Below are 12730 nucleotides of genomic sequence, written 5' to 3'. Positions count from 1 at the left end.
GCTATGCCCCCTCTCCCGCCGGGAGAGGGTTGGGGAGAGGGGATCAAAAAGATGAACCGCTCTACTTAAACACTTATAAATTTACCACTACCTGCCTTTTTAGGCAGTCTCTAAAATGATATTGATATTGCTCTTCTTTATCCCGGTGTGATGTTCGACTGAAAATTTACCACTGCCGATTTGCGTTCATTGGCGTTTGTTTGCGGCTGAATTCTTCGACCGGCAGTTGGCATCAGGGTATCTTGGATCGATTCGTCGCCTTACAGCGCCTGGGTCAATAGGGCCGTCAGCTCCGCTTCCGTCAAGGTAATCGGATTGCCTTGCATGCTGCTGGCGCGCCTGGCCTCGTCCACGATGGGGGCCACATGGCTTCGGGTTATGCCGTAATCGGCCAGGCCGGGTACGGCCAGCTCGTCACCGAGGGCCTGGATCCAGGCGACGCCGGCGGTGACCTCGGCGGCGGCATCGCCGGTGAGGATAGCCGCGACCTCTCGGTAGCGGGCCAGGGCCGGCGCGTCGGGGGCGCGTTCCTGCAGGGCGCGCACATTGGTCTCCATCACATAGGGCAATAGGCGGGCGCAGACGGCGCCGTGGGGTGCATTGAACATGCCGCCGATGGGAGCGGCAAAGCCGTGGACCGCCCCCAGCTTGGCATTGGCCAGGGCCAGGCCGCCGCACAGGCTGGTCAGGGCCATGTCCCGGCGTGCCTCGACATCCGAGCCCGCATGGAAGGCGCGGCGCAGGGAGCCTGCCGCCCGCCGCATCCCTTCGCGGCAGAAGCCGTCGGACAAGGGCGTAGCCAGATGGGAGACAAAGGGCTCCAGGCATTGGGTCAGGGCGTCCAGGCCGGTGCTGGCGGTGACCGCCGGCGGCATGGGGTAGGTCAGTACCGGGTCGACAAGGGCGATCGCGGGCAACATGGAGCGATGGCGCAGGCTGACCTTGACCCCTTGCTCGGGCGCCGCGAGCACGGCGTTGCGGGTTACTTCGGCGCCGGTGCCCGCGGTGGTGGGGATGGCGATGAGGGGCGCGGCCGGGTTGGCCAGGGGCCGACTGCGGCCGATGACTTCCAGGTAGTCGAAGGGATCGCCGGGGTTGGCGAGCAGGGCGGCGATGGCTTTGGCCGCATCGATGGCGCTGCCGCCCCCCATGCCGATGACCAGATCGGCCTCGAAGCCGCGGGCCTGCTCGGTACCTTCCAGGACCGACGCAACCGTGGGTTCGCCGCCGACGGAGCAGGTACCGACCGCTAGCTGCCGGTCCGCGAGCCGGGTCAAGAGGGGCTCGATCCGCGCCGGGGTGCTGCCGCCTACTACCAGTACCCGGCTGCCCAGCTCGGTCGCATAGGTGCCTACCTGGTCCAGGATGCCGGCACCGAACAGGATGCGGCCGGCGGTCGCGAACTCGAATGTCATGGCGATGTCCTCAGGTCCGTACCAGGTCCCAGCCCTGCTCGTCCGGGAAGCTGTTCGCGTACTTCACAGCACGGCGCGGCGCGGCCATCATGGGGGCGACGGTGTCGCGCCAGGTCGCATAGTGGGCTGTCTCCTTGTGGCGTGCCGGGTCGGCGGCGGTGCGGTAGACCTCGACCAGCACGAAGCGCGTGGGGTCGTCCTGCTGTTGAATCACATCGAAGCGCGCCACCCCCGGCTCCTGCACACTGTGGCGTGCATTCTCTATGGAGGCGGCCTTGAATGCCTCGATGGAATCGGGCTTCACGTGGACCAGGACATGAACGACAAGCATGGAGATACTCCTTGTAATATTTTGAGTTAAGAATGTACGACTGCGAAGCGGGTAACGGCGGATCCGCGATTGTAACGATATCCTTTTCTATCCGCAGATTACGCAGATTCTCGCAGATTATTTCATTTTTAATCTGTGGAAATCTGCGTAATCTGCGGATTGAAAAAGATTTCTTACGGATCAAAGCACCTCGGACTACCTGGCCAGGCACCCACAGGGAGTGTCCCTGCATATCGGCAAACGAGAGGAAAAACTACGAATCACGCGAATCCTCGCGGATCGATGCGCGCTGATTCGCGCGATTCGTCGTTTTCTCTACCTACCATGATAAGCGGCCGGCAGCTAACTTTAATGGCATTGGCATGGATTCGGGCTCAATCCCGCCGGAGATCGTCGGAGACCGCGATCGGGGTGGGGAAGCGCTTTACCACCAGGTAGGAGGAGACCACGAAGGTGAGGATGGTGGCCAGTTGGATCGTATAGGACACCCGCGCCCCGATGACGGATAGCTGCAGTGCCAGGGTGCCGATGAGCATGGAGAACTCGCTCATCTGCCCCAGGCGGTAGCCGATCTCCGTGGAACGCTGCACCGGATCCCCGATGCGGGTCAAGAGCCAATGGAAGATGATAGGCTTGAGCGCCAGGGTGGCGCCGGCGACCAGGGTCGCGGGGAGCAGGACGTCGGTGAGCATGCCGAGCTCGAACTGGACCCCGATGCTGAAGAAGAAGAGCACCAGGAAGAAATCCCGTAGCGGCCGCAGGTTGGCAGCGATATAGACGGCAATGGGGCTGGGTGCCAGGGCTACGCCGGCGATGAAGGCCCCGATCTCGTGGGACAGACCCACGACGCCTCCCAGCTCGGCCATACCCATGCACCAGCCGATGGCGACCAGAAAGACATACTCCCGGATGGTATCGAAGCGCTTGATCAGGGGAATCAGCAGGAAGCGGGCGCACAGAGCGGCGAACAGTGCCAACGTCGGCAGCATCAGCAGCATCAGGGCGACGTCGGTCCAGGGTGCGTCGCCGGTGGCCGCTCCCCGCAGCAGTAACAGCATGGCGATGGCGATCAGGTCCTGCAGTAAGAGGATGCTGATGATGATCTCCCCCATCCGCTGGTGGTGCAGCACGGTGGTCGGCAGCAGCTTGAGCCCGATGATGGTGCTGGAGAAGCCCATGGTGCCTCCGAGCACGAGGGACTCCAGCGGCGAGAAGCCGACGGCCAGCCCCACACCTAAGCCGGCGATGGCCAGGATGAACGCGCTGCCCAGGGTCACCAGGGTGGTGCGACGCACGCTCTGCATCAGCTCCTTGGGGTTGAGGTCCAGACCGAGCAGGAACAACAAGAACATGATCCCGATATGGGCAATATCCGAGGCGATCGCGGTATCTTCCATCAGGTCGATCCCGGAGGGACCGAACAGGACGCCCAGCGCGATATAGGCCAGCAGCAGCGATTGGCGGGCGGCCAATGCCAGGGTGGCAAGCACCGCGGCGCCGGTGAACACGAGAAAGATGGTATCGACGATGGGGTCCTGGGACATGGTGCGGTCCGAACCTCGAATCGGAGCGGGCGGTTACTTCCCAGCTTAGCAGTTTGGCGGTTACCTTGGGTCAACCACCGCCTCCCGGCTTGGGTTATACTGAACCCTCTCTGATGACCTTGGATTTTTCCAGCCGGCCGTGGGGGCGGAGATACCCCCTGGAAGCGCATGCACACGCCGGCGCTCGGAAACCGCGATTTGCCTACCCGCGTGCGGGCAGGTCCAGGCGAGTGCCGGGTTGTGCAATCCTTGCCAGGTCCCCTGGTGTTGCCGCTTCGACTACTGCCCTATGTCCGACGAGCGTATCATCAAGAAGTACCCGAACCGCCGGCTCTATGACACCGAGGTGAGCAAGTACATCACGGTGGCCGATGTGCGTGCTTTGGTCATGAAGGGTGCTAAGTTCCGGGTGATGGATACCACCAACGAGGAAGACCTCACCCGTTCTATCCTGCTCCAGATCATGCTGGAGGAGGAGAGCGCAGGTCAGCCTCTGTTTACGGCCAATATGTTGGCTCAGATCATCCGTTTCTACGGGGGGACCCTGCACGGCCTGTTCGCCCGCTACCTGGAGCAGTCTCTGAACGTTTTCGCCAAGCAGCAGCATCAGGTCCGCGAGACCTTGGCGCAGGACCCGCTGGAGACCGTCGCCCGCATGACGCAGCGCAGCGTGGAGATGTGGGCCGATTTCCAGAAGGAGTTCCTGCGCGCCGCCGGGCTGCAGACCGACAGCAAGTCCGACCAGGCGGAGTAGATCGGCTCGGAAAAAACTGCATCAGCAGTCTGTTTCTCATGCTTCTCAACCGCCATTTTCATGGCAAAATAATGTACTGCCATATTACCGACTATCCTATCCTACGATGCGAGGTAATGAACCATGGATACCGTCAGTATCAATGAGTTCCGCGGCAGCTTTCGCGAACACGTCGATAAAGTGATCTCTGAACATGAGCCCCTGAAAGTCACAGGCCACAAGGGCGCCGATTTCATGGTCATCGGCGCCGAGGACTGGGAACGCGAACAGGAAACGCTCTATGTGTTAGGAAACCGGTCGTTGATGGAACAGATTACCCGCTCTGCACAGACCCACGCCGCCTCCGAGGGGTACCGACCGACGCCGGAACAGATCGGTGAAATCGATCGTCTTTGAGGGAGACACCTGGGAACGCTATGAAGCCTTGCGCGCGAAGGATAGACAACTGCATCGGAACCTGTGCCGTATCCTGAAGGAGATGCAGCGCACTGACCCCGCTCAGGGCATTGGAAAGCCCGAACAGCTCAAACAAAACCTCCGAGGATTTTGGTCGCGACGTCTCTCCCAAAGAGACCGAATAGTTTACCGATTCGATGAAGATGCCATCTATGTCTTCGCGATCGGTGGTCATTACGACGATCGGTAATCCGGTAGCGATCATGCGTGGCTTGCTTGCTCCGTAGAGGACGCATGCGGATTCAAACGAAGCCGGCTGCCATACAGCGGCGTCATCCGCGGATTCGATACACCAGGTTGTCGGGCTAGGGCGCGTTCAGCCTCGCCGGCATACACCAACCTCGGAAGGCGCGCCTGACCCGACCTACCACGGTGAGCGGCCGGTGGCTAACTTAGACGGCTGCACCCGACGACCGCTACCCCACACGGCGTAGTCCGCCGTCTTGCGTCGGGTGACGGCGCGCCGATCATCGCAGCTGACACGGCCACAACGGGCGCGCCTTACCCGACCTACTGAATGTCAACAAACCCTGGACCCTCTTCCGCGGTCCCTATCGTCATCAAGCGACGCCCGGAGTCGCCGGCGATGGGGGGGCCGTTCGCCGACCTCCATCCCTTGCTGACTCGCCTCTACCGGGCGCGTGGCGTCTGTTCCGATAGCGATTGCGACCTGTCGTTGGGTGCGCTTCACCCCTTCGAGTCCTTCCTGGATATCGAGCCGGCGGCGGATCTGCTTGCCGGCTGTATCCGGGCGGGGGGCTCCATCCTGGTCGTCGGCGATTATGACGCCGATGGGGCCACGGGCAGCGCCCTGGCGGTCCGTGGCCTGCGTTTGCTGGGCGCGTCCGGCGTTGCTTACCTGGTGCCGAGCCGGTTCACGTCGGGTTACGGCTTAGGCCCAGCAGTTGTGGACACGGCGGCCTCGTTGGGCGCGGATCTGATCGTTACCGTGGACAACGGCATTTCCAGTCTGGCCGGGGTCCGACGCGCCCATGAGCTGGACATCCCCGTCATCATTACCGATCACCACCTCCCCGGCGGCGAGCTGCCGAGGGCCGCAGCAATCGTCAATCCGAATCGGCCGGGAGACGCCTTCCCCAGCAAGTCCATCGCTGGCGTCGGAGTCGTCTTCTATCTGCTCGCCGCCGTGCGGGCCCGCTTGCGGGGGCTCGATTGGTTCAGGTCCGGGCGTCCTGCGCCCAATCTGGCGCAACTGCTGGATCTGGTCGCCCTGGGCACGGTGGCGGATGTGGTGGAGCTGGACCGGAATAACCGCATCCTGGTGGAGCAGGGTCTGCGGCGGATCCGCGCCGGGCGCTGTAGCCCCGGGGTGACGGCCTTGCTGAGAGTGGCGGGATGTGACCCTGGGACGGTGACGGCCAGGGACTTGGGTTTCGCGGCAGGACCGCGGCTCAATGCCGCCGGGCGCCTGACCGAGATGTCCCTGGGGGTCGAGTGTTTGCTGACGGATGATCCGGACCGTGCCATGGCCATGGCCCGGGAGCTAGACACCCTCAATCGGCGTCGGCGGGAGATCGAGGGCGAGATGCAGGATCGGGCGGAAGAGGTACTCCGGGATCTGGTCCCGGATGCTGCCGGACTGCCGCCTGCCCTGTGCCTGTTCGACGCGGATTGGCACCAAGGGGTGATCGGCATCCTGGCGGCTCGCATACGCGAGCGCTACCAGCGTCCGGTGATTGCCTTCGCTGCGGCCGAAGACGGTATCTTGAAGGGGTCCGCTCGCTCTATCGAGGGTCTGCACATCCGCGATCTGATCGCTGCTGCGGATCGGTGCCGACCAGGGCTGATCGAACGTTTCGGCGGTCATGCCATGGCCGCGGGACTGAGCTTGCGGATCGGGGCCTTGGATGCCTTTCGAGAAGCGATAGTCGCGGAGGCGCACCGGGAGCTCGGCGATGCCCCGCCCGTGCGGGAACTCATCTCCGACGGCGAGCTGCCGGCCCGGGATCTGGGTCTGGATACCGCGGAGCGCCTACGCAGCGCCGGTCCCTGGGGCAAAGGGTTTCCCGAGCCCTTGTTCGACGGTCGGTTCGAGGTCTTGGAACGGCGGGTCGTGGGCGAACGACACCTGAAGCTGCGGCTGCGCCCGCCGGGTGGTGATTCGATCGACGCCATCGGCTTCGGCCTGGGAGCACTGCCGGTAAGCGTCGGCCACCAGGTCCGCCTGGCCTATCGCCTCGCCGTCAACCACTATCGCGGCGTCAGCGCTCCGCAGCTGATCGTGGAACACCTGGAATAACGACAGTAAGCGAAGCCTTTACCCTTGCGCCTTTGCGCTTCAGACCGTCCCGCGGCCCGAAACGCAGCCTTAGAGACTGTCTAAGAGGCTGTCTAAAAACTAATACACTGATTTTATTGGTTTTCAGTTGGAAAACTGTAACTTTCGGTCGTTTCGTACCAAACCATCGATTCGCTTTAGGTTCCTTAAGCCCCTTATTTTTTGCCGCAAATAACGCAAATGGACGCAAATTTAAGCCGTGATCTTCATTTGCGTTCATTCGCGTTCATTTGCGGCTGAATCCTTCGGCAGGCAGTTAAGACCAAGGCACCTTGATTTTTCAGACAGCGTCTAAGAACTTGCCCGGTTGGCTCCCTCGCCCCCTTGGGGGAGAGGGGGGATCAAGGGCTTGATTGCGATCGGATTGGTCACGCCATATCAAGCAACATCAATGGGTTTCTCTCGTTCCCACGCGCCGCGTGGGAACGCGGAAGCTCCGCGCCGCGGAGTGTCTCGGAAACTCATAGCCGCTGCTGCATGGGCCTGATGTGCTTGATTTTCATGAGGATTCAGCTCAATTGAGAACGCCCCCTAGGGTCCGCTGGGCGGACCGCCTGCGTGTCGCGACCATTTCACAGATGAGAACCGGCAGCCGGACCACACCCCATAGGCTACCCGACCTGGGCCTCGGCCAGAGCCACCGGCGGCAACGCGAAGGTCGATTGGATCAGGTCATTGTCCAGACCCACCAGCTCGGGAAACCGCGCCGGGATCGTCTCCACCGCGAAGATCTCCTGGACCGCCTCCTCGAAGCGCAGCAGACCGACGGTCTGGCCGGTCTCGATGTGCACCAGCCACACCCCGCAGGCACGACGGTCCGTTGCGTCGGTAATGGGGATATCGGTAAAGGCATTGGTCTCCCGCAGCTGCGACAGGCCCACGCAGGCGATGGGGCCGGCGAAGCTCAGGCCACGGGTAAAGCCCGGCAGCCGCGCGACCTCGGTCTTGGTGCCCGTGGCCGGGTCCAGGGTCACCAGGGCGCCGCGGCCCGATTCCAGGAGCCACAGGGTATCGCGGTACCAGCGTGGGGAGTGGGGCATAGAGAGGCCGCGGGCGATAATCGCGTCCGCCTCCAGGTCGATCAGGATGCCCCCATCCCGCTTGTTGGCACGCCAGCCCTGGGGCGTATCGGTGGCACCCAAGGCGGTCGCGTAGCGCGGTTTACCGGCCACCAGGCCCAGGCCATTGAGGTGGCAGCGGTCCTCGGGGGCATAGCCGGAGACGAAGGCCGGGCGCCACACGGGCACGAAGCTGTGCTCATGATCCATCACGCACAGGCAAGAGAAGGCGGTGTTGACGAAGTAGGCGCGCCCGTCGGTGCCCAGGCCCAGCTCGTGGATATCGATAGCGCCGGTGACATGGGTGTTACGCCACACATAGGCGGCGTCGTGGCGGTCCGGCGGGTCGAGCCGGGGGCACAAGGCCGGCATGTTACGGAACTCGTCGATGGCGCATTGAGTGCCGAGCAGCAGGCGCCCCTGATCCACTGCCAGCCCCATGGGTCGGGAGAAGCCGAAAAAGTGAGTATTCAAGCCCCCGTCCGGCTCGGCCCGAGCGATCACCAGCCGGCCCGCCTGATAGGTAGAGATCGCCAGCGCGATACCCAGCCGGCGCAGGATATCCGGCAGGTTGGTAGAGTGCACCGAGCGTAACGGCGAGGCCGCGGCGGGTCCGGCGATGGGCGGGTCCGGTTGATTCATGGCAGCCTCCGGGAGTCGGTTGCCGGGCCGATGCCGGCGGTTTCCCACCGCGGACATGAGGGGAAACACGCCCAGCCCGTAGGATGCGGTGAGCGCGGCAGATCATTCAGGATAGCATCACGGGAGGGCGCGAACCGCATCGATGGTGCGGTGAGCAGTTGTCAGTTGTCAGGGGGCAGAGGCGGCCCCCGTAGGGTGGGACAGGCCAGGGACGGCCGCATCCCGCCGGGATGCCTACGGACGGGGATCATAATGGTGCGGTGAGCACGGCAAGTCTTACAGGATGGCATCATGAGGGGGCGCGAACCGCATCAATGGACGCTTGGCCCGGCGGCGAACCGCATCTTTGGACGCTGGACATGTCCAACTGCTTTTCTCGCCGCGGCGCGGAGCTTCCGCATGAGACTCCGAGTCTATCCGCTGAGACTCCAAGTCCATCCGGTGAGGCTCCGAGTCTATCCGGTGAGACTCCGAGTCTATCCGTTGAGACTCCGAGTCTATCTGGTGAGGCTCCGAGTCTATCCGGTGAGGCTCCGAGTCTATCCGGTGAGGCTCCGAGTCTATCCGGTGAGACTCCGAGTCTATCCGGTGAGGCTCCGAGTCTATCCGCTGAGACTCCGAGTCTCATCGTTGAGGCTTGGAGCCTCGACCGCCATGCCATTCCTCATTGCTCCTGGTGATCAGGCTGCTTCTTTCCATGCGCTTTTTTGAAGCGTTCACCCAATTGCTCGGCTACGGGCTTCAGACCCGGCGTGGTCTTGGTGGCGGCCTTGACGTAGTCGTAAATCTGAGTCGCTTCCCGCATGGCCTCGCCGCCCACCGCGAGGCGCGTGTCGTCTATCTCGGAGGCGACCGATTCGGCCAGCGTACCCAGCTCGGTGAGGATAGTGAAGAGGTCTACATCCTGCTTGAATCCCTTGGTGCTGAAGCCGGCGGGGAGGATGTCCGGGTAGGTCTGGGCGGCGCTCAGGGCATTCTGGACGAAGGATACGCTGTCGGCCCCGGTCTTGAAGATAATCCGGCGCTCGTCGGGCGTGAGATTGACCAGAAACGGGAGTTTTTTGAGCACGGTCTCGAAGGCGTCCTTGATGGCCTTCACCTCGGCAGGCGAGAGCGAGGCATCGATGTTCGCGTAGGGCATAGGCGTTTCCTCTCAAGTCGGATCATTGATTTATAGTCCGCGTAGGGCGGGAAAGCGCAGCGCATCCCGCCACAAGCCTTCCGGCGGGTTGCGACACTCTTTTGGAGTGCGGCGGCAGGCAGCTTGCTCCGTGCTTCGAGTGAGCGCCGGTGATTGTTGGTAGCACTGTTTACCGGTCGGCACGCACCCGACGCCGCTTTGGATTCGGATCGGCCACAACCAAAGCGCCGTCGCCGCGGTGCGTGGGGAACAGGGCGCCGCTGATCCCTGACAGCTGGGTTGTCAACGCGGTCACTGGGCCTCCATCCGGGGCACCGCTTAAGCCGGCGCACTCCAAAATCAGAACTGCTCGCAGGCCGCCAGCTTGGCGTCCAGGGTGTCGATGTCGTTGTTTTGAGCGCCGAGCAGGATGTCCAGGGCGATCCGGGACAGGCCGTACTCGGTGGCGCCTTGGTCGTCGCCGGCATGGGCATCACGCCATTCTGTCCGGTAGGCTTCCAGCAGCTCGAGATAGAACGCCAGCCCGCCGGGCTCGGCCGTCCGATTGAACATGTTCTGATACAGGTTGTGGATCAGCTCGGCGTCACTCAGCCCGCTGAAACGCTCGGTGTATTCCTGAGAAGTGCCGAAGGCGGCGATGATGGGACTCAGATCGGTACCGCCGCCTTCCGCCTCCAGGCGTTCGCACCAGTAGCGAAAGCCGCCGCACTCGGCGCAGCGCCCGTAATAGCCGCGATAGGCGCGGTGGATCCACAGCTTGGCCGCATCGCTGCACGCGATGTTGGCGATATCGGCGCGGCAATTGCCGCCGGTGGTGGTGTCGCCAGTACCGGTGGTGCCACCAGTGCCGGTGGTGCCGGTCGTGGTGCCGCCAGTGCCACCACCCGTCGTGCCGCCGCCGGTCGTCGTCTGTCGCGTGAAGGTGGCGGTCAGGCTCTGGGCCGCCGTCAGGGTGAGGCTACATTGGCTTGCCGTACCACAGCTCGCATCCGACCAACTGCCGAAGGTGCTGCCTGAACTCGCCGTAGCGGTCAGGGACACCGGGGTCCCATGGTCGAGGGTGGTGGTGCAGGTACCGGAGGCCGTGCCCGCGGTGAGGGTGCAGTCGAGGCCGTTGCCGCTAATCGCACCCGTTCCGGTGCCGCCGCCGGTTACTGTCAACCCATACCGGAGTTTATCGAACGCGGCGGTCAGGGTCTTGGCTTCCCCTAGGGTGAAGGCACACGGATTGGTCGTACCCTGACAGGTCGCATCCGTCCAACTTTTGAAGCTACTCCCCGTGGTCGCCGTGGCGGTCAGGGACATCGCGGTCCCTTCGCCGAGCGTCGCCGTGCAGGTACCGGAGGCGGCGCTGGCGGTGAGCGTACAGTCGAGTCCGTTCCCGCTGACCGTTCCGTTGCCACTACCGCCGCCGGTCACCGTCAACAGGGGAAACTGGAGCTCGAAGGCGCCCATATCGACGCCGCTTCCGGCTTGGCGTGGCTGGCCCCGTTGATCGGTGGTCAGGTTATCGGGATTGCTGCCAGCGTGGAGGGCCGGGCTGCCCGTTTTCAGGGCATGGGTCTTGACGCAGGCACCGCCGCTGCCGGCCGGGGTCGCGCAACCGTTGTCGGCAAGCGCCGCCAGCAGGGGGTCCGACCCGACCTTATTCCCATTGGTCCCGTCGGTCACACCGCAGGCCGCGGTGCCGGTCGATTGGATCAGACTGTTGTTGGCGGTGGCCGATCCGCTGGGCATCTCACAGTCGTTGGCAGTGCCCCCCACGGTGTTGCCGGCCAGGATACTGCTGTTCAGTGTGACCGTGTTGCTAGTATCGCCGTCGCTATAAACCCCGCCGCCGCCGCTTGCCGTATTGCCTGAGACAGTGCTGTTGGTAAGGGTGACCGTGCTGGTGTCAGACTCGGAATAGCTATAAACCCCGCCGCCCTTTTTGCCTGCCGTATTGCCCGAGACAGTGCTGTTGGTAAGGGTGACCGTGCTGGTGTCAGACTCGGAATAGCTATAAACCCCGCCGCCTTCGCCGCTTGTCGTATTGCCCGAGACGGTGCTGTTGGTGAGGGTGACCGTGCTGCTATAATCTTGGGAATAGCTAAAAACCCCGCCGCCCTTTTTGCCTGCCGTATTGCCCGAGACGGTGCTGTTGGTGAGCGTGACCGTGCTGGTGCCAGAGTCGGAATAGCTATAAACCCCGCCGCCTTCGCCGCTTGTCGTATTGCCCGAGACGGTGCTGTTGGTGAGGATGAGTTCGCCGCCCCGCGTGCAGATCGCCCCCCCAGACCTTCCGGAACTGCTGCAGTCGTAAGCGCTCCCCGAGGTCTTGCCGTTGATCAGCTTCAGATTTTCCAGAGTCAGGGACGTGTTGGCTTGAGTCACCCCGAAGATACGGCTGTTCTGATTGCCGTCGATGGTCTGGCCGGACGACGCGGGTCCCCTGATGGTCAGGGCCTTGTCGATATCGATCTGGTTGCCGGTCAGGGTGATAGTGCCCAAGCCGTCAGCAAAAGTGATCGTATCACCGGCACTGGCATCGGCCACCGCCTGGCGCAGACTGCCGGCACCATTGTCGGCATTGGTGGTGACATTGAAGGTTGCGGCTTCCAGCCCGCCGGTCCCCAGGGCCAGGGCCACCGCCAGGGCCAGGGGAGCACGGCGGGGAGGGGTTTGGACGCAGGCAGCGTCGGAACGTCGCGGCACCCGGCGGGGGCGTGCTCGGCGGGCCGCAGGGGACGGCTCCTGGAGATACCGATTCGGGGTGGTAAGCGCAGCGGTCATGACAGGTCTCCCGGAGGGAATATGAAAAACGGCACACAGGAGATCGATCTTAACCCCTAAGTAACTGGTCCGCAACGCCTTTGGCCGATTCGCCGGGGCGCGTATTTCCCATGCTCAAACCGCGTGACTCGTTCCCACGCTCCAGCGTGGGAATGCCGTTGTGGCCGCTCCAGCGGCCAATGGTTCATGACGCCGGAGCGTCTGGATTTGGCTCCCACGCTGGAGCGTGGGAGCCAGAGGTGGGTGTCGTAAAAGCCCCTCTCCCGGTCTCTGGTTCCCACGCAGCGCATGGGAACGAGAAAATGTCGGCGATCCCAG

At 63.2% G+C, this 12730-nt stretch carries 11 protein-coding genes; 4 read left to right on the top strand and 7 right to left on the bottom strand.

Annotated features, from left to right (window positions below):
* Positions 1 to 260 precede the first annotated feature (260 nt).
* The 3 genes from BQ17_RS12385 to BQ17_RS12375 all read right to left on the bottom strand — a co-directional run bounded on the left by BQ17_RS12385 (position 261) and on the right by BQ17_RS12375 (position 3290).
* Positions 261 to 1415 (bottom strand): iron-containing alcohol dehydrogenase, encoded by a 1155-nt coding sequence (locus BQ17_RS12385; protein ID WP_089727505.1) that lies wholly within the window; start codon positions 1413 to 1415, stop codon positions 261 to 263.
* Between the two features lie 10 nt (positions 1416 to 1425).
* Positions 1426 to 1746, bottom strand: a complete 321-nt coding sequence (locus tag BQ17_RS12380; RefSeq protein ID WP_089727503.1) for a putative quinol monooxygenase — start codon at positions 1744 to 1746, stop codon at positions 1426 to 1428.
* Between the two features lie 374 nt (positions 1747 to 2120).
* Complete coding sequence (locus BQ17_RS12375) at positions 2121 to 3290, bottom strand: cation:proton antiporter domain-containing protein (RefSeq protein WP_089727501.1); 1170 nt, start codon at positions 3288 to 3290, stop codon at positions 2121 to 2123.
* A 289-nt stretch (positions 3291 to 3579) separates the two neighbouring features.
* Here BQ17_RS12375 and phaR point away from each other — a divergent pair, with 289 nt between their 5' ends.
* The 4 genes from phaR (at position 3580) to recJ (ending at position 6760) form a co-directional block, all read left to right on the top strand.
* Positions 3580 to 4044: a polyhydroxyalkanoate synthesis repressor PhaR gene (gene phaR / locus BQ17_RS12370; RefSeq protein WP_089727500.1), complete on the top strand. Its 465-nt coding sequence runs from the start codon at positions 3580 to 3582 to the stop codon at positions 4042 to 4044.
* Positions 4045 to 4167: 123 nt separating this feature from the next.
* Entirely contained in the window at positions 4168 to 4440 is a 273-nt protein-coding gene (locus BQ17_RS12365) for a type II toxin-antitoxin system Phd/YefM family antitoxin (protein ID WP_089727498.1), read from the top strand.
* On the top strand, positions 4421 to 4690 hold the full coding sequence (locus BQ17_RS12360) for a Txe/YoeB family addiction module toxin (RefSeq protein ID WP_089727497.1): 270 nt from the start codon (positions 4421 to 4423) through the stop codon (positions 4688 to 4690). The genes BQ17_RS12365 and BQ17_RS12360 overlap by 20 nt, the downstream gene beginning before the upstream one ends.
* Before the next feature lie 327 nt (positions 4691 to 5017).
* The gene (recJ, locus tag BQ17_RS12355; protein WP_089727495.1) at positions 5018 to 6760 is read left to right on the top strand and encodes a single-stranded-DNA-specific exonuclease RecJ; all 1743 of its coding nucleotides are present in this window, start codon (positions 5018 to 5020) and stop codon (positions 6758 to 6760) included.
* A gap of 650 nt (positions 6761 to 7410) precedes the next feature.
* Here the strand turns inward: recJ and BQ17_RS12350 are convergent.
* The 4 genes from BQ17_RS12350 to BQ17_RS12340 form a co-directional block, all read right to left on the bottom strand.
* Positions 7411 to 8499 (bottom strand): TIGR03032 family protein, encoded by a 1089-nt coding sequence (locus BQ17_RS12350; RefSeq protein ID WP_089727493.1) that lies wholly within the window; start codon positions 8497 to 8499, stop codon positions 7411 to 7413.
* A gap of 664 nt (positions 8500 to 9163) precedes the next feature.
* On the bottom strand, positions 9164 to 9640 hold the full coding sequence (locus BQ17_RS12345) for a hypothetical protein (RefSeq protein ID WP_089727491.1): 477 nt from the start codon (positions 9638 to 9640) through the stop codon (positions 9164 to 9166).
* Positions 9641 to 9809: 169 nt separating this feature from the next.
* Positions 9810 to 9935: a hypothetical protein gene (locus BQ17_RS23430; RefSeq protein WP_256091577.1), complete on the bottom strand. Its 126-nt coding sequence runs from the start codon at positions 9933 to 9935 to the stop codon at positions 9810 to 9812.
* A gap of 44 nt (positions 9936 to 9979) precedes the next feature.
* Positions 9980 to 12412, bottom strand: coding sequence for a choice-of-anchor Q domain-containing protein (locus BQ17_RS12340; protein WP_089727489.1), 2433 nt, complete (start codon positions 12410 to 12412; stop codon positions 9980 to 9982).
* Positions 12413 to 12730: the final 318 nt, after the last annotated feature.

The organism is Candidatus Thiosymbion oneisti (assembly GCF_900092655.1).
Lineage (GTDB): Bacteria > Pseudomonadota > Gammaproteobacteria > Chromatiales > Chromatiaceae > Thiosymbion > Thiosymbion oneisti.
This window is presented reverse-complemented; position numbering and strand designations above follow the sequence as displayed.

Excerpts from the sequence above, each read along its gene's own strand:
- BQ17_RS12385 (WP_089727505.1), bottom strand. The coding sequence starts at position 1,415 with ATGACATTCGAGTTCGCGACCGCCGGCCGCATCCTGTTCGGTGCCGGC.
- BQ17_RS12380 (WP_089727503.1), bottom strand. The coding sequence starts at position 1,746 with ATGCTTGTCGTTCATGTCCTGGTCCACGTGAAGCCCGATTCCATCGAG.
- BQ17_RS12375 (WP_089727501.1), bottom strand. The coding sequence starts at position 3,290 with ATGTCCCAGGACCCCATCGTCGATACCATCTTTCTCGTGTTCACCGGC.
- phaR (WP_089727500.1), top strand. The coding sequence starts at position 3,580 with ATGTCCGACGAGCGTATCATCAAGAAGTACCCGAACCGCCGGCTCTAT.
- BQ17_RS12365 (WP_089727498.1), top strand. The coding sequence starts at position 4,168 with ATGGATACCGTCAGTATCAATGAGTTCCGCGGCAGCTTTCGCGAACAC.
- recJ (WP_089727495.1), top strand. The coding sequence starts at position 5,018 with ATGTCAACAAACCCTGGACCCTCTTCCGCGGTCCCTATCGTCATCAAG.
- BQ17_RS12350 (WP_089727493.1), bottom strand. The coding sequence starts at position 8,499 with ATGAATCAACCGGACCCGCCCATCGCCGGACCCGCCGCGGCCTCGCCG.
- BQ17_RS12345 (WP_089727491.1), bottom strand. The coding sequence starts at position 9,640 with ATGCCCTACGCGAACATCGATGCCTCGCTCTCGCCTGCCGAGGTGAAG.
- BQ17_RS12340 (WP_089727489.1), bottom strand. The coding sequence starts at position 12,412 with ATGACCGCTGCGCTTACCACCCCGAATCGGTATCTCCAGGAGCCGTCC.